Genomic DNA, 16260 nt, shown 5'->3' with positions numbered 1-16260 from the left:
AATCAAGCTGATGATGGTTTTTATGCTTGATTCAAAGGCTATAAAGAAGTCTCTTTCTAACTGAAAATCTTTTTGATTGAGCCCAATAAGAAAGCAGCCGAAGCTGCTTTGAATGATGTCGTTTTGTACTAAGCGGCTTTAAAGTCATTGATGATGAGTTCTAATCCAGTCATTTTTTGGATTTGTTCTAGGTTCACATCGCGTGCCAGTTCAACCAGTTTTATACCTTCAGCAGTGATATCCATCACGCCTAAGTCAGTAATGATACGGCTGACAACAGCTTTACCCGTGAGTGGTAGGGTACATTGGGGCACGATTTTTGGCGTGCCATCTTTGGCGCAGTGTTCCATCAGAACCACAACTTTTTGTACACCAGAGACCAAGTCCATTGCACCGCCCATGCCTTTGACTTTTTTACCCGGAATCATCCAGTTTGCCAAGTCGCCTGTTTCAGAGACTTCCATTGCGCCTAAAATAGCAATATTGACATGACCACCCCGAATCATGGCAAAAGATTCTGAGCTTGAGAAAAATGCAGCACCTTTACGTGCGGTGACGGTTTGTTTTCCTGCATTAATCAAGTCTGCATCGACTGCATCATGGGTTGGAAACTCATCAATACCGAGCAAGCCATTTTCTGACTGTAACCAAACATTGATCCCTTCTGGCAGATAATTGGCCACTAAAGTCGGCAAGCCAATACCTAAGTTGACATAAAAACCATCTTCGAGTTCAAGGGCAGCACGCTGCGCCATTTCATTACGTGTCCAAGCCATGATTAAGCTTCCTCTGCTTTAATGGTCAGTTGTTCGATCTGCTTTTTGGGAGTGGCGTTCAGTACCACACGGTTGATGTAGATACCTGGTAAATGGATGTCATCTGGATCGATTTCACCAATTTCAACCACCTGTTCAACTTCGGCAATCGTGAATTTGCCTGCCATGGCACAGTCAGGGTTAAAGTTACGGGCTGTTTTACGGAATACCAAGTTACCGGCTTTATCGGCTTTGTAGGCTTTCACTAAAGCAACGTCCGCAGTGAGAGACATTTCTAAAATATGCGGACGACCATCAAAGTCGCGGACTTCTTTACCTTCGGCAATGAGGGTGCCTACACCTGTTTGGGTGAAAAATGCAGGAATACCTGCGCCTCCTGAACGTAGTTTCTCCGCGAGTGTACCTTGTGGAGTGAGCTCAACTTCAAGTTCACCATTGAGATACTGACGCTCAAACTCTTTATTTTCACCGACATAAGAGGCAATCATTTTTTTAATTTGTTTGGTTTCTAATAATTTACCCAAACCAAAGCCATCCACACCCGCATTATTCGAAATACAGGTTAAACCTGTGACACCTGTATCTTTTAAGGCATCAATTAATGCTTCTGGAATACCACAGAGGCCAAAACCACCCACGGCAACCGTTTGATTATTGGCAACCACATCAGCCAATGCTTCGGCTGCATTTGCGAAGACTTTATTCATCTTTTATTTCCTGATCTTCCTTGCTTGTTATTTTTTTAGCATTGCGCTGCACTTTTTAGAAATTGAATCTTTCTAACGTATAATAAGAAAAACTCATTAATGCAGAATATTTACAAAGAAAAATAGATAAAAGAAGAGTCAAAGCATGTACGAAAGCTATGCAAATAATCATACGGCTTATTCTGAACTATAAAGGTTTAGCCTCAGTTTCGCTTAGTCAAGGAGGGAGAACTTAGCTTAGAAATGATGCCAAAGTGTGGTTTCAATAAATTGGGACGACATGTTAGACAGTTCATAATCTTTTTTATAAATAATGCCCACCGCGAGCTGCGCTTGATTGTCCTCAATTTCAACCAACACATTTTTTTCAAGGTCGATGAATTTTTGGAAGTGTCGTGGAATAGCACTGACGCCCATGCCGTAGGCGACAAAGTGTGAAAGCGAACTGATCTGGTGGCATTCGACTTTTAGATCCAAAACTACTTGAAGCGCAGCACAATGTTCCTCAATCACATGCCGAATAATCGAGGGGTTTTGTAAGGTCACAAAAGGATAAGAGCAGAGTTCAAGCCATGTCACGCTTTTTTGTTTGGCTAAGACGTGGTGTTTGGGCAGCAGAGCCAAAAAGTCTTCATTGAATAAGGGCTGAAAAATCAGTTGATCATTCGGTTTAGGTTCAAAACAAATGCCAATCTCAAAGATGCCTTCTTGAACTTTTTCAATGATTTTTTCATTGGTGATGTCATGGATTGAAAAACTGATGTTGGGGTGCTGCTGTGCAAAATCATGCATCACTTCGGGGAGTACCGCATGAGTGGCAAAGGGCATTGAGGCAATATTTAAAGTACCACGGTTGAGTTTAAAGCGCTGTTTTACATCTTTTTCCATATCCTCCCAGTTGGCCAAGAGCTTTTTGGCATAGGGAATGAGGGACTGACCTTCAAGGGTGATTTCTACCCGACGTGTGTTGCGTTTAAACAGTTTTCCACCGAGTTCTTCTTCTAATGTTTTAATGCTTAAGCTGAGAGCGGATTGGCTCAGACACAGTTCATTGGCTGCATTGGCATAATTAAGCGTACGTGCAAGGACCAAAAAGGCTTTTAATTGTTTGAGTGTCATGAGCTTCCCTGAGCAATGATGCAACACGATGTTGAATGAAAATGAACGTGTTGTTCTCAAATGGTTTACATGAAAAATACAACAGACGGTCAAAACAGATCAAGTGATGGAAGTGGGTGCATTTTTATCAAGTCGTCAAAGCAGTATAAATCGAACAACGTGATAGTCTGTAAAAATATGTTTTAACTGAATGAAAAATATAAAAAATAGTCATTTCGTGCGATTGTGAAATTTTACCTTTAACTTGATGCAATTAGTTTTATCAGTCTTGCTAGGGCTTGGATATTAATCAATTTTTCTTCTTACTCAATGATTATTTTCAAACAATGTGTGGGTTTATATGCATTATAGTCTGACCCAATAAGCTGAAATATTAATGCTCTGATGGATAAATATAGTACATAGATCAGAGTGCAAATAGACATCTCGTCATGAGGGAAATAGACGGTCTATGAATGCGTATTTGGTTTTTCCGCACAGGCTGATTGCACTGTGATTCAACTAGATTTGACATCATTCGCCATTAATATCACAGCACATCAAGACATATTTTCTTTAAGGATGGAGTAAAAAATATGTGGGATTTGGGTGTAATTTTATTGTCTCTTGGGCTACTGATGTATACAGCCTACAGAGGTTTTTCTGTCATTCTTATGGCACCGATTTGTGCCCTGTTGGCGGTTTTACTGATTAACCCTGCTAACGTTTTGCCTTTTTAATCAGGCGTATTTATGTCCAAAATGGTTGGGTTTATTAAAGATTATTTCTTGGTGTTTTTACTCGGTGCCATCTTCGGTAAAGTGGTTGAAATGTCAGGGATTGCCGAATCTATTGCCAAAACTATTGTGAACCTGATTGGCTCTAAAAATGCGATGCTAACTGTTGTACTTTTAGGGGCGATTTTAACCTATAGCGGCGTCAGTCTCTTTGTGGTGGTCTTTGCTGTTTATCCATTTGCGAATCAACTCTTTAGACAAGCCAACATTCCAAAGCGTTTGATTCCGGGAACCATTGCCCTTGGTGCATTTACGTTTACCATGGATGCATTGCCGGGAACCCCGCAAATTCAAAACGTTATTCCGACGACCTTTTTTGGTACAGACATTTATGCAGCGCCTTTTCTTGGTTTGATTGGTGCGGTATTTGTTCTAGCAACGGGTCTGAGCTATTTGGAATGGCGTCGCCGTGTAGCCGCTCGAAATGGCGATGGTTATGCCACAGGTATTGAGCTGACAGAAGCCGAGCAACAACAACTGAAACAAAACTTAGATATAACATCAAATGGTTCTACCGCGCGTCAATGGTTGGCTTTTGTACCTCTTATTTTAGTTGCTATGACCAATAAGTATTTATCCACTGCGATTAAAGAATGGTATCCAAACGGTTTCGACTTTAATGCCATTGGACTTGCAGCTTACACCGTCGATGTTGCCAAAACCTCTGCCATTTGGGCCGTGGGTTTAGCCTTAATTGTGGGCATTATCGCGGCAATTTCATTTGACTTCCGTCGTGTCTATACGGGCTCCAAAGATGGCGTCAATGCCAGTATTGGCGGGTCTTTACTTGCCGTGATGAATACCGCATCTGAATATGGTTTTGGTGCGATCATTGCGGCCTTACCGGGCTTTGCAATCATTAGTCATGCATTGGGTAATACTTTTACCAATCCGTTGGTCAATGGTGCAGTCACTACGACAGTTTTAGCGGGTGTGACAGGTTCAGCCTCTGGCGGGATGAGTATCGCTTTAAGTGCGATGGCGGATCAGTACAATGCTGCGATTCTAGCCATGGGAATTCCACCTGAAGTCATGCACCGTATTGTTGCGATGGCATCTGGCGGTATGGATACCTTACCGCATAATGGTGCCGTGATTACCTTGCTTGCTGTGACAGGTTTAACCCATAAACAATCGTATAAAGACATTTTTGCCATCACGATTATTAAAACCATCGCGGTATTTGTTGCTATTGCTGCCTTTACTTGGTTTGGTATTGTTTAAGACTTTGGAATGAAAAAAGAAGACAACGGAGTACATCATGAGTCAACTGTTAAAAGATAAAGTTGCATTTATTACCGGTTCAGCGAGTGGTATTGGACACGAAATTGCAAAGAAATTTGCTAGTGAAGGTGCAAAAGTTGTCATTTCTGATATGAATGTCCAGAAGTGTGCTGAAACGGTGGCGGCACTTCAAAAGCAAGGCTTTGATGCATTGTCTGCGCCTTGTGATGTGACCGATGAAGAAGCATATAAAACAGCGATTGAACTGACTCAAAAAACCTATGGTCGGTTGGACATCCTCATCAATAATGCGGGTTTTCAGCATGTTGCAGTGATTGAAGACTTCCCAACAGCAGTCTATCAAAAGTTGATTAATGTCATGTTGGTGGGGTCGTTCATTGGCATTAAGTACGCATTTCCAATCATGAAAGCGCAGCAGTTTGGTCGCGTGATTAATATGGCTTCGATTAACGGATTAATTGGATTTGCTGGCAAGGCCGGCTACAACAGTGCTAAGCATGGTGTGATTGGTTTGACCAAAGTGGCGGCTTTAGAGTGCGCGCGTGATGGTATTACGGTGAATGCTCTGTGTCCGGGCTATGTCGACACGCCGTTGGTACGTGGTCAAATTCATGATTTGGCTAAAACCCGAAATGTCAGTGAACAAAGTGCATTAGAAGATGTGATTTTGGCGATGGTGCCGCAAAAACGCTTATTGAGTGTAGAAGAAATTGCGGATTATGCGATCTTTCTTGCCAGTGATAAGGCGGGTGGTGTAACGGGTCAAGCCGTGGTGATGGATGGTGGTTATACCGCGCAATAACTTAGCTCAGCACCCGTTTAAAAATTGAAAGCCTCGGATGTTCGCATCTGAGGCTTTTTTATAGCGAGAAGTTTTGCAGAAAGACCTAGGTTTAAATAAGTGGTGAGCTTGGTGAATGACTCGGTAAATATAGAGTTATAGACTGAAGATTTTCAAATCCTTTCTCTTTTTCTGATTTATAGTTCAAAGTTTTACTTAACAAGGATGAAGGATTTAATGTAGATCAATTAAATCAAGAGATTAAGGATAAAATGGATGCATAACGACGATACAAATGAGCCCCAGAAATCACAAAATCAATAGGTACAGAGAACTCTCAGCACGGTATTCATTTGCTGATTGGGTATAAAAAACTAAATTTTAATAAAAATAACCAGTTTTAAATTAATAAAAAAAGATGGATTTTTATTTTTATCTTATTGAATGGATTATTCTTTTATTAAAGAGCATTGCAAATTACAGCTTCTGCCACACTTGATTTTCATCATCAAAAGACACCGTAAAATTAAAACGAGAATCTGCCGTTACCAAGTAACCAGTAGGTGTTTTCATGAGAACTTTGAGCACAGTGCCTTCTTCAAAGTTAATGGGTGGAAAGTCTTCTTTTGTCAGTGTGAGTGGTTTGATCAGTTCAAGTACTAGGGTTTCCATGTCATAGATCCAATAGTTTTTAATGAAAAGATAGTAGCATGAAGTCATTTTAAAATGTGCAAACTTCATTCTTTTATACATAAAATCAACAAGTAATCGTATGGTTGTCAGAGAAATACCATCATTGCACTCGCTTTAAATCCTAAGCAATTTTTCAGTTTGAAACCCAAAAGTTATAAGCAATAAAATATTATTTTAAATCTGGGGTAAAGCCCGTTCGTATTTTCATAAGTTATTGAAATAATTTATTTTGATTGTGATGTGACTGATCAAGTCGGAAAATAATGTCCTGAGCTCTTGTGAAGGGGCATACAAATCAAATAACGTATAACCCAATAAGGATAAGTAAAGTGTACAAACTTGCTGTAATGCGATTGTACTAAATTAAGAAATAAGGATTAGTATGCACGGATTGCATACCTGAAACATAAAAGGGATATATATCGTTCATGTTTAAGTCATTTTTCCCAAACCCTAGATGGTTCTTCATTTCAGTATTACTTTGGTCGGTGATCAATGTCGTACTGTGGTACACAGGGGGAAATACATGGGGAAGCGCCATAGGTTGGCCGCAAGGATATGCAACGGCTGAACTGCCTATAGGAGTGAGCCGTTTTTGGTCTCCAGCTTTTTTGTGGTTCTATCTCTGGTTTTTTATAGCGACAACACTCTTTGCCTTATTTTGGCGTTTTGTTTCAGACAATAAATGGCAAAGATGGTCGATTTGGGGCTCCGCATTTATTCTGTTTAACATCTGGTTTGGTGTACAGGTCAGTGTTGCCATCAACGCATGGTATGGACCATTTTGGGATCTCATTCAAAGCATGCTTGGTAAAGGTGGTAACATTAAAGACCTATATATGGGTACTTTAACCTTCTTGTATATTGCGATGGTTGCGGTCACTTTTGCAGTGATCAATGCCTTTTTCACCAGCCACTATGTATTTCGGTGGCGTACAGCGATGAATGAATACTACACCCAACACTGGGAAAAATTACGTCATATAGAAGGGGCATCACAACGTGTGCAAGAAGACACTATGCGCTTTGCTACTATTTTAGAAGATTTGGGCGTTGAGTTGATCAAGGCTGTGATGGTGTTGGTGGCTTTCTTACCAATTCTATTTGAGCTTTCAAAGCATGTTCCTGAATTGCCTATTGTGGGTGAAGTAAAGCATTCCCTAGTTTGGGCTTCTATTATTTGGGCTATTTTTGGTACGGTCTTGTTAATGGTAGTAGGAAGTAAACTACCAGGTTTAGAGTTTAATAATCAGAAGGTTGAAGCGGCTTACCGTAAAGAGTTGGTGTATGGGGAAGACCATGCAGACCGTGCCCAACCTGCAACATTGGTCGAACTGTTTAGCAGAGTAAGAAAGAATTATTTTAGACTTTATTTTCACTATGCTTATTTTAACTTAGTCGCGACATGGTATCGACAACTGGATATTTTATACAGTTTGGTGGTGTTATTTCCCGCAATTGCAGCAGGGAAAATGACTCTAGGTTTAATCAACCAAATTGGTAATGTGTTTGATAAAGTACGAGAGTCATTTCAATATCTAATTTTGTCATGGAAAACCATTATTGAACTGCTCTCGATTTATAAGCGTCTAAAAGCTTTTGAATCGACTTTGGATGACTAAATATTTTTGATGTATCTCACCTGCCTTTCACGGCAGGTTTTTTATGTGCTCAAGCATCATTTTGTCTGTAACTTTTGTTGTATGGTTCAAACTAAATTTATGAAATGTTGTTGAGGTTATCATAAAACAAAGCAGAATGATGTGTGCGTCAAGCTAAAATAAATAATAAAAACAGTTGTTTAAGTTTGTTATTTTATGTGCTTTCCGCTAATGTTTTTATGCGGGTGTTTAAGAGTAAAGTCGTAGTGAATTATAAAATTTTATGTGTATTTGGGGTTTTGGGGAGTGTGTTGCAGGGCTGTACCAGTCTGGGAAATATAGCACAAGCACCTTTTACAAATATTGCATCACCACAAGAACTAATCGTAGAACGAAAAATTAATGATACCGATAAAAACAGCAAAGAATACGTCTATCACACGGTAGGCGTAAAAAATGAAAAAGATATCGAGGCGCTATATCCGCGCAGCATGTTTAGTCAGTATTGCCAAGCACATGGTGGGCGCTTTAATCAGACACAAAAAAGTAGTTTCAGCTTAGTGAAAGATCCGTGGGCGAAAAAATTACTTCGTACCTATAACAGTTTAAAACAGGGCACGGGTACTTTTCGTTGCCAGCTCAATAATGGCGAACAGTGGCTGGTGAGTATTGAGGCATTGTCTGAACGCAAACTGCCTAACTCAAATGATACTCGTGTGGTGAATCTACAAAGCAAAGTACTGACTGAGTCAGCACCACGAAGTATGACCCCTATTACGCCAAGCAAAAAAACGGTGACGAAGGCACCTGCCACCAAGGCAGAAGTGAAGAAAGAGGAAGAAAGCAAAAAAGAAGTTGAGCCTAAAAAAGAAAGCAAAGTTGAAGTACCACCTAAAGTCGTCAAAGCTGTAGAAACACCACAGCAGCAACAGGCCAAACTGTATGTGGCTGCACGCCGTGATATTAACAGTGGACGCAACCAAGTCGCTGCTTGTAACAGTGCACAACGCGCATATAACTATGGTCGTTTGCCAGGGTCGGATGCCTCAAATGTCTATACCGAATCGGGCATATTAGTTGCACGCTGTTTAACGGGTATTCCAAGTTATAGCAGTCGTTTTTCCAACCCTAAAGGGCAAGCAAAATATGTTTTGCAGAACTTAGCCAAAAACCATAACCACACAGGTGCTAAAAATATGCTCAAGCAAATGAAGTAAGATTTTCGGCTGTTTGCGACCGAACTTCATGTGAGCACCTCAACCAAAGGAAGAACATCATGAGTAATGTCCAAACACCAGCCACCTATTTTACTGCGCCTTTGCTGGATCAGACCGTGCAAGAAATAGACGTTGATATTTCAGCTCAGCCTTATTTTTACAAAAATGACGGAACGCCTGAGTATTTAGCTGATCTATAAGATGCTATTGAACTTATTTCTGCATCATCGACCAATGCCCGTATGAGTATGGGACATGTTTATGATGTACCCAAAGAAATAGCAACGATCCAAGCCCATTGGGGAGAGCAGACTCAGTTAGCATTCGGGGGAAACTCTTTTGAGTTTATGCCACTCAAAGCCACGCCAGAAACTGCTGCCGCATTTGGTATGACTTTGCTGAAAGCTAGACAGGCGATAGAGGTACAGGCTACGCAGAAAAAGTTGTCTCAAATTAAATATCAATATGGCATGTTGGCGGGTCATTTTTTCCCTTATGACCCAACTCAAATCAATCTAGCCGCGAAAACATTATATCCTTTTGTCGTCACAGACTTAGAGCATCACGACTTTCCGCATGTTTTTGCTTCGACCGATCCAAATCAATTGCCGTTGGTGATCTCAGCAGGACGATATTTTCCAAAAGACCGAAAAATTTATTTGGCTGACTTGTGGGTAGAACATGGTGACGCACTTTATATTCCTGAAATGCCGAAGCAAGTTGCTCCTGAATTTATCGATTTACACAATAACCGTAATGCTGCTTTAGCGTGTTGGAAGGGCGAAAGTGATCAATCTACGATTCATATGCATACTTTGCTTGATCCCAAAGGTTATTTTTATTGGTTTTGGAATGCATGCCCGACTATACACCCACAGCTCACTGCATTTGAAACTGCTGAGTTGGATAGGGAAATCGCTTGAATTGAGCGATTTAATTTTCTCCAACTACACGGTAATTTTACAGTTCCATAACAGGCTGATCGACGGGCTTTGTGATACAAAGAATGCAATTGTTGATTGGAGTTGAGTTTATGTCACAGCCTGTTTTAAGCGTTTTACGAGGTCGGTCTTCTGTTCTTTTTCGTCATGCTTTTTTGGCCGCAGCATTGTGTGGTTCAGTCCAAGTTGCAACGGCCAGTACTACAGTCGACCAACTGAGTAATTGTTTGGTGAAGTCAACGACAGCAACAGATAAAACCACTGTGTTGCAGTGGACGTTTGCGGCACTGGCTGCACATCCAGATCTGAAAGTGTATAGCAATGTCACCGATGCACAGCGTACACAGCTAGATAAAAACCTCGCACAGGTTTTACAACGCATTTTGGTGGAGCAATGTTCAGCACAGACCAAAGCAGTGATTCAAGCTGAAGGCTTACAAGCGGTTGGAGACAGTTTTCAGGAACTTGGACAGATTACGGGTGAGGAAATTTTAAAGAACCCTGAAGTGAAAGGGCAGTTGCAAGGTGTCTTGCGCTATGTGGATTTAAATAAATTGGTCACGACTTTTTTAACCCCAGAAATTTGGAATAAGTTGGGTGTGACGAGATAGTTCGGTCTTTGAAAATTATGAATAGTGAGAGCGATTTATAAACTGAATCGAAAGCATTAATGTTATAAAAAAGCTCCTTGAGTCGCAGGAGCTTTTTTATTTTTGAATCTAAAAAGATGATAAACCATGCCATAAAAAATTCAGTTGAGGAACAACACAATTAAATCGTCACAGTCGCTCCTAAAGCTTGAATAAACTGTGCCATCCAAGCAGGGTGTGCAGGCCAAGCCGGCGCTGTGATCAAGTGTCCATCGGTTACAGCTTCTGTCACTTCAATGTCCGCATAAGTCCCACCTGCTAGTTTCACCTCGGCTGCGCACGCAGGGTAAGCGGAACAAGTACGGCCTTTGAGTACATCGGCTGCTGCAAGAATTTGAGCACCATGACAAACTGCTGCAATTGGCTTTTTCGCAGCATCAAACTCACGCACAATCTCAAGAATACGTTCATTCATGCGTAAATATTCGGGCGCACGTCCACCGGGAATGACTAAACCGGCATAGTCCGCAGTGTATACCGCTTCAAAGTTGTAGTTGATAGCAAAGTTATGACCGCGTTTTTCACTATAGGTCTGCTCACCTTCAAAGTCATGAATGGCTGTGGCGATGCTTTCACCTTCATTTTTATCGGGACAGACTGCGTGAACGGTATAACCGAGACCCGTTAAGAACTGAAAAGGCACCATAGTTTCATAGTCCTCGGCATAGTCACCGACGAGCATTAAAATTTGTTTTGACATTTTTAAACCCTCTTTATTGTTTGTGCATATTTATGTTTAATTTTGATCTAAATTAGCACAGTTCAGATGTCATTTTTAAGTCATTCAGTGCTCTTTAGTCGTATAGCTGACGTTATTTTTTATAAAAAAGCCCCAATCAATTGAGGCGTTTTAACTGTATAGAAAAGTATGTTAAATCAATCAGTTTATAGATTCATTGATATGAAATTAACTACGCTGACATGTTAATAGTCTAATGTGCAGGCTTTGCCGTTATATTCATAACGGTTGACATCATATTTTTGACCATTCCAGCGGTAGACAGCAAAACAAAATCCAGGGCCGCCATTTTCAATATCTGGCCAGCCGTCTTTTCCTTTGGTTTTTAGAAAAGTAGGGATGCCCATGTTTTCAAAAATGAGTTTCCATGTTCCATTTTTTGCTGAGCAACGATATGGTAGCCGACACCTGTGTTGCCATAGCACATGGTGCCGTAGTCTGAAATGACTGCGTCTTTTAGGCCGTCACCATTGAGGTCTTTGTATGTGGTGATTTCACCTGTGTCGCAGCTACCTTCCCAGCCATGTTTTGTTTTTGAAAAGCCAGCTGCTTTAAAAATTTGGCTGGCTTCTTTGGGTGGAACATTGAGTTTACTTTCTGCAAAGGCGGTGGTGTTAAGGAAAGCAAGGGTAGAAAGTGTGAGGATGGCAGTTTTCATTTTTGTCCTTTGATTTTTTGAAAGTGGTTAATTTTTAAAAATAGAATGTGTTTAGTGTAGTGGATTTTGGATAATTATATAGGTGGTTTGAGTTCACCTGAAAAAGAGGAGACTGTACTTATTAATTAAATAAAAGGTTTAATTTTTAAAGGTGGAAAACGAACGTTCACAAAGAGATGGTTTAGAAACCATATATATGAAAAATAGATATGTGGATGTATATAAAATATTTAATTAAATATTATTTATTGATTTGTAATAATTATTTTTAAGATAAGTTTTATTAATAATTTTAATAGGAAAAGTGATGGCGCGGAAACTTTTAATTTTTGGTAATGGCTTAGGGATGGCAGTCGATGCAAATCATTACTCTTTAACAAATGCATTAAATACCGTTTGGAGTAATGATGCATTATGGAATGACACAGTACATCGTGATCTCATCCAAAATTGTATTCCTTCAGGACAGTGTCCAGTCTCAGAAGAAGAATTAGACAAGTTGTATTTGGTTTCGACTTCTTGTGATTATCTTAATGATTTTCCTAATACAGCTAATGGAGAACATTGGTTATCTGATTATGGTCAAGAGTTCACGGATGCAACACAAGAATATATCCATACCGTTGCATCACATTTATTTAATTCAACTAATGTTTTACCTACTGTATTTAAAGCCGCTTTGATTAATTTTGTTAGTAGTACTAAGTCACATGTTGCAACACTCAATTATGACAAGCTACTTTATGAAGAGTTTATTAATGCAGGTATCTGTAGTGGATTTTCAGGACAATTAGTTGATGGATTTACAAGTAGTGGATTTGATAGCTCTAATCTAGTTCGACTTTATGGTCGAAATTTTGGATATTACATGCATTTACATGGATCACCATTATTTAAAGATATAGGTGGACTAACTTACAAATTATCGACATCTCAAGTTTCAGTTGGGAATATTTTCGGTAGTAAGCATATTGTTTTAACACATATTCCACATAAGCCAAGTGTAATCACAGCCTCAGAAGTACTATCAACCTATTGGAACTATTTAATTTTATCTTTAAGCGAAGTAAATGAAATAATTTTATTTGGGTATTCAGGGTGTGATACGCATTTAAATCAACTTTTAAAAGTACATGCAAATAGTAAATCCAAAAAAATTGTTGAGTGGGATGGTGATGGTCAAACAAATCCGCAACGTCAACAGTTTTGGGATGGCGAGTTAGGGGCTAATGTAAGCTTGCAAAGAATGGCCGATATTACCCAATTTACATCATGGTAAAAGAAAACCCGCTTTAGAGCGGGTTTTCTTTTAAAATTAGATTGTATTAACCAATCAATTTCTTCATCAATTCATTTACTTGTGCAGGGTTAGCTTTACCCTTAGATGCTTTCATTACTTGACCAACAAGACCATTGAAAGCTTTCTCTTTACCAGATTTAAACTCTTCAACCATCTTCTCATTGGCAGCAAGAACGTCTTTAATAATCGCTTCAATCGCACCTGTATCAGTTTCCTGCTTCAAGCCTTTTTCCGCAATAATTTCGTCCGCAGTTTTGCCTTCATCCCACATAAAGCCGAATACTTGCTTCGCAATCTTGCCGCTAATGGTGTTATCCACGATACGTGCAACCATGCCGCCCAGTTTTTCAGCCGAAACAGGAGAGTCTGCGAGCTCTAATCCTGCTTTGTTTAAAGCACCAGAGAATTCGCCCATCACCCAGTTTGCAGACACTTTACCTTGTGCAGTGCCGCCAGCAGCAGCCACAACCACTTCATAAAAGTCTGACATTTCGCGGGTCAGCGTCAACACATGCGCATCGTACTCAGTGACACCAAAGTCCGCTACGAAACGCTCACGACGCGCCGCAGGAAGTTCAGGTAATGCAGCACGAGCAGTTTCAATTTGCGCATCTGAAATAATCACAGGCAACAAGTCAGGATCTGGGAAGTAGCGATAGTCGTTCGCTTCTTCTTTCGAGCGCATCGAACGTGTTTCCATCTTCACAGGGTCGAATAGACGCGTTTCTTGGTCAATCGTGCCATCCCATTCCAAAATTTCCATTTGGCGTTCAATTTCAACATTGATCGCTTGTTCAATGAAACGGAATGAGTTGAGGTTTTTCAACTCGCAACGTGTACCGAACGGTTGACCCGGACGGCGCAACGACACGTTACAGTCGGCACGGAATGAACCTTCCGCCATGTTACCGTCAGAAATACCCAACCAACGCACTAAAGTGTGAATCGACTTGATATAAGCCACCGCTTCTTCAACCGAACGCATATCGGGTTCAGACACGATTTCAAGTAAAGGTGTACCTGCACGGTTTAAGTCGATGCCTGACATGCCTTCAAACTGGTCATGGATCGATTTACCTGCATCTTCTTCAAGGTGAGCACGCGTTACGCCAATGCGCTTTACCGTACCATCTTCAAGTTGAATATCGATATGACCCAAGCCCACAATCGGGTTATCCATCTGGCTAATTTGGTAGCCTTTCGGAGAGTCAGGGTAGAAGTAATTTTTACGTGCAAACACAGACGCTTGGTCGATGTAAGCATCAATACCCAAACCAAAGCGAATGGCTAAATCGACCACTTCTTTGTTCAATACAGGTAGTACACCTGGCATTGCCAAGTCAACTAGGCTAGCTTGGGTGTTTGGGTCTTGACCAAATTCAGTCGAAGAACCTGAGAAGATTTTAGATTGGGTCGCCAACTGAGTGTGAATTTCAATCCCAATAACGACTTCCCAGCCATCAATTAATAACGACTTGGGTTTCTTTTGAGCTTGAGCCATTATGCATTCTCCTCAGCAATTGCCGCACGTTTCGTATGCCAATCCGTCGCTTGTTGGTACTGATGTACCACAGACAACAGTTGCGATTCTGACCAATAGTTACCAATCAGCTGTAAGCCCACAGGTAAGTCGATAGGATCACAAGAACCAGATGTTCCATGACCTAAATCATTTGGATCACGAGGTTCGTCAGGATAATAATCTGATTGACGCGTTGCAAAACCACATGGGAAGGCAATAGCAGGTAATCCGGCTAAATTGACTGCAATAGTATAAATATCTTCAGCATAGGTGATTTCAGGTGCTAATTTTGCACCTAAGCGATATGCTGTTGAAGTTGTAACTGGAGCCGCGATTACATCAATATTTTCAAATGCTTTTAAGAAATCTTGTTGGATTAAACGACGTACTTTTTGTGCTTTCACATAGTACGCATCGTAGTAACCCGCAGACAACGCATATGTACCAATCAAGATACGACGTTGCACTTCTGCACCAAAACCTTCAGAACGTGAACGTTTGTATAAGTCCATCAGGTCAACTGGGTTCTCAGCACGGTAGCCATAACGTACGCCATCGTAACGAGACAAGTTTGATGACGCTTCAGCAGGCGCAATCAAGTAATAGGTCGGCACGTAGCTTTCAGTCATGTTGAGGTCGATCTCAACTAATTCTGCTCCCATACTCTCAAGTTGTCTTAATGCGCTGAAAATACGATCACGAACATCAACATCTAGTGGACGATCGTAGAAGTATTGTTTTGGAACACCAATACGTAAACCTTTTACAGGCATGCCATTCAAGTTCGTTACGTAGTCATCAACTTCTTTGTTGACAGATGTTGAGTCTTTCGCATCATGACCTGCCATCACGTTCATCAGGTACGCACAGTCTTCAGCCGAGCGAGCCATTGGACCGCCTTGGTCTAAAGACGATGCATAAGCGATCATACCAAAGCGAGAAACACGACCGTAAGTTGGTTTAAGCCCTGTTAAACCGCAGAGTGCAGCAGGTTGGCGGATTGAACCGCCTGTATCTGTGCCTGTTGCAAATGGAGCTAGGTCGGCAGCCACAGCAGCAGCAGAGCCACCTGAAGAACCACCTGGAATACGGTCAAGTGCCCAAGGGTTTGCTGTTATTTTGGCATAAGAGTTTTCAGAGGTCGAACCCATTGCGAATTCATCCATGTTCACTTTACCTAAAGTGACAAGGCCCGCAGCTTTACCTTTCGCTACAACGGTGGCGTCGTAAGGAGAGATAAAATTGTCCAGCATTTTAGAGCCCGCAGTGGTTTTAATGCCTTGGGTACAGAAAATGTCTTTGTGTGCAATCGGCACACCTGTCAATGCGGTTGCTGTTCCTGCTTTAATTGCAGCATCGGCAGCATCGGCTTGTGCAAGCGCTTGTTCTGCAGTCACGGTTACATAAGATTTAACTTGTGTATCCAGTTTTGCAATGCGCTTTAAATAATGTTCAGTCAGTTCGCGAGATGAAAATTTAGCCCCAGCTAAACCCTCAGAGAGTTCACGAATCGATAAGCGATGTAAATCTGTCAT

14 protein-coding genes and 2 pseudogenes are annotated in these 16260 nt (G+C 40.9%); 8 read left to right on the top strand and 8 right to left on the bottom strand.

What is annotated here, in order from left to right; translation table 11 throughout:
• Positions 1-128 precede the first annotated feature (128 nt).
• From AC4CU2_RS12640 to AC4CU2_RS12630, 3 genes are all read right to left on the bottom strand, one after another.
• Positions 129-776 carry a CoA transferase subunit B gene (locus AC4CU2_RS12640; protein ID WP_279044107.1) on the bottom strand — a complete coding sequence of 216 codons (648 nt, stop codon included), beginning with the start codon at positions 774-776 and terminating at the stop codon, positions 129-131.
• Positions 777-778: 2 nt separating this feature from the next.
• Positions 779-1483: a CoA transferase subunit A gene (locus AC4CU2_RS12635; protein WP_279044109.1), complete on the bottom strand. Its 705-nt coding sequence runs from the start codon at positions 1481-1483 to the stop codon at positions 779-781.
• Between the two features lie 237 nt (positions 1484-1720).
• Entirely contained in the window at positions 1721-2602 is an 882-nt protein-coding gene (locus AC4CU2_RS12630) for a LysR family transcriptional regulator (RefSeq protein WP_279044110.1), read from the bottom strand.
• 575 nt (positions 2603-3177) lie between these two features.
• Here AC4CU2_RS12630 and AC4CU2_RS12625 point away from each other — a divergent pair.
• Together AC4CU2_RS12625 and AC4CU2_RS12620 are read left to right on the top strand one after the other, a co-directional pair.
• Positions 3178-4602 (top strand): annotated as a pseudogene (locus tag AC4CU2_RS12625) (GntP family permease).
• 37 nt (positions 4603-4639) lie between these two features.
• Positions 4640-5425 (top strand): 3-hydroxybutyrate dehydrogenase, encoded by a 786-nt coding sequence (locus tag AC4CU2_RS12620; protein WP_279044111.1) that lies wholly within the window; start codon positions 4640-4642, stop codon positions 5423-5425.
• Between the two features lie 456 nt (positions 5426-5881).
• On the opposite strand, the gene AC4CU2_RS12615 is transcribed toward AC4CU2_RS12620, so the two are convergent.
• Positions 5882-6076, bottom strand: coding sequence for a hypothetical protein (locus tag AC4CU2_RS12615; protein ID WP_004694700.1), 195 nt, complete (start codon positions 6074-6076; stop codon positions 5882-5884).
• Between the two features lie 449 nt (positions 6077-6525).
• Here AC4CU2_RS12615 and sbmA point away from each other — a divergent pair, with 449 nt between their 5' ends.
• The 5 genes from sbmA (at position 6526) to AC4CU2_RS12590 (ending at position 10467) form a co-directional block, all read left to right on the top strand.
• Positions 6526-7719: a peptide antibiotic transporter SbmA gene (gene sbmA / locus AC4CU2_RS12610; RefSeq protein ID WP_279044113.1), complete on the top strand. Its 1194-nt coding sequence runs from the start codon at positions 6526-6528 to the stop codon at positions 7717-7719.
• 143 nt (positions 7720-7862) lie between these two features.
• Positions 7863-8915, top strand: coding sequence for a hypothetical protein (locus tag AC4CU2_RS12605; protein ID WP_279044115.1), 1053 nt, complete (start codon positions 7863-7865; stop codon positions 8913-8915).
• Positions 8916-8974: 59 nt separating this feature from the next.
• Positions 8975-9115, top strand: a complete 141-nt coding sequence (locus AC4CU2_RS12600; protein ID WP_227556988.1) for a hypothetical protein — start codon at positions 8975-8977, stop codon at positions 9113-9115.
• A 42-nt stretch (positions 9116-9157) separates the two neighbouring features.
• Positions 9158-9838, top strand: coding sequence for a hypothetical protein (locus tag AC4CU2_RS12595; RefSeq protein ID WP_227556989.1), 681 nt, complete (start codon positions 9158-9160; stop codon positions 9836-9838).
• 110 nt (positions 9839-9948) lie between these two features.
• The gene (locus tag AC4CU2_RS12590; RefSeq protein WP_005399999.1) at positions 9949-10467 is read left to right on the top strand and encodes a hypothetical protein; all 519 of its coding nucleotides are present in this window, start codon (positions 9949-9951) and stop codon (positions 10465-10467) included.
• 160 nt (positions 10468-10627) lie between these two features.
• Here the strand turns inward: AC4CU2_RS12590 and AC4CU2_RS12585 are convergent, their stop codons facing one another.
• Both AC4CU2_RS12585 and AC4CU2_RS12580 read right to left on the bottom strand, forming a co-directional pair.
• On the bottom strand, positions 10628-11206 hold the full coding sequence (locus AC4CU2_RS12585; RefSeq protein WP_279044117.1) for a DJ-1/PfpI family protein: 579 nt from the start codon (positions 11204-11206) through the stop codon (positions 10628-10630).
• Positions 11207-11430: 224 nt separating this feature from the next.
• Positions 11431-11903, bottom strand: a pseudogene (locus AC4CU2_RS12580) (hypothetical protein).
• Positions 11904-12210: 307 nt separating this feature from the next.
• Between AC4CU2_RS12580 and AC4CU2_RS12575 the strand changes: the two are divergent.
• On the top strand, positions 12211-13182 hold the full coding sequence (locus AC4CU2_RS12575) for a hypothetical protein (RefSeq protein ID WP_159153172.1): 972 nt from the start codon (positions 12211-12213) through the stop codon (positions 13180-13182).
• Positions 13183-13228: 46 nt separating this feature from the next.
• Here AC4CU2_RS12575 and gatB read toward each other — a convergent pair whose 3' ends face one another.
• Positions 13229-14704 carry an Asp-tRNA(Asn)/Glu-tRNA(Gln) amidotransferase subunit GatB gene (gene gatB / locus AC4CU2_RS12570; protein WP_279044118.1) on the bottom strand — a complete coding sequence of 492 codons (1476 nt, stop codon included), beginning with the start codon at positions 14702-14704 and terminating at the stop codon, positions 13229-13231.
• Positions 14704-16260 carry an Asp-tRNA(Asn)/Glu-tRNA(Gln) amidotransferase subunit GatA gene (gene gatA, locus AC4CU2_RS12565; protein WP_279044119.1) on the bottom strand — a complete coding sequence of 519 codons (1557 nt, stop codon included), beginning with the start codon at positions 16258-16260 and terminating at the stop codon, positions 14704-14706. Before gatA ends, gatB begins: the two co-directional genes overlap by 1 nt.

It is taken from the genome of Acinetobacter sp. 797_lipA, from assembly GCF_058243025.1.
Note: the sequence above shows the minus strand (reverse complement) of the source record. Positions and strands in the feature narration are given on the sequence as shown.

Bases quoted from the DNA above. Each gene is read 5' to 3' on its own strand.
- gatA (WP_279044119.1), bottom strand. From the start codon at position 16,260: ATGACAGATTTACATCGCTTATCGATTCGTGAACTCTCTGAGGGTTTA.
- AC4CU2_RS12615 (WP_004694700.1), bottom strand. From the start codon at position 6,076: ATGGAAACCCTAGTACTTGAACTGATCAAACCACTCACACTGACAAAA.
- AC4CU2_RS12630 (WP_279044110.1), bottom strand. From the start codon at position 2,602: ATGACACTCAAACAATTAAAAGCCTTTTTGGTCCTTGCACGTACGCTT.
- AC4CU2_RS12590 (WP_005399999.1), top strand. From the start codon at position 9,949: ATGTCACAGCCTGTTTTAAGCGTTTTACGAGGTCGGTCTTCTGTTCTT.
- sbmA (WP_279044113.1), top strand. From the start codon at position 6,526: ATGTTTAAGTCATTTTTCCCAAACCCTAGATGGTTCTTCATTTCAGTA.
- AC4CU2_RS12640 (WP_279044107.1), bottom strand. From the start codon at position 776: ATGGCTTGGACACGTAATGAAATGGCGCAGCGTGCTGCCCTTGAACTC.
- AC4CU2_RS12620 (WP_279044111.1), top strand. From the start codon at position 4,640: ATGAGTCAACTGTTAAAAGATAAAGTTGCATTTATTACCGGTTCAGCG.
- gatB (WP_279044118.1), bottom strand. From the start codon at position 14,704: ATGGCTCAAGCTCAAAAGAAACCCAAGTCGTTATTAATTGATGGCTGG.
- AC4CU2_RS12595 (WP_227556989.1), top strand. From the start codon at position 9,158: ATGAGTATGGGACATGTTTATGATGTACCCAAAGAAATAGCAACGATC.
- AC4CU2_RS12575 (WP_159153172.1), top strand. From the start codon at position 12,211: ATGGCGCGGAAACTTTTAATTTTTGGTAATGGCTTAGGGATGGCAGTC.
- AC4CU2_RS12585 (WP_279044117.1), bottom strand. From the start codon at position 11,206: ATGTCAAAACAAATTTTAATGCTCGTCGGTGACTATGCCGAGGACTAT.
- AC4CU2_RS12600 (WP_227556988.1), top strand. From the start codon at position 8,975: ATGAGTAATGTCCAAACACCAGCCACCTATTTTACTGCGCCTTTGCTG.
- AC4CU2_RS12635 (WP_279044109.1), bottom strand. From the start codon at position 1,483: ATGAATAAAGTCTTCGCAAATGCAGCCGAAGCATTGGCTGATGTGGTT.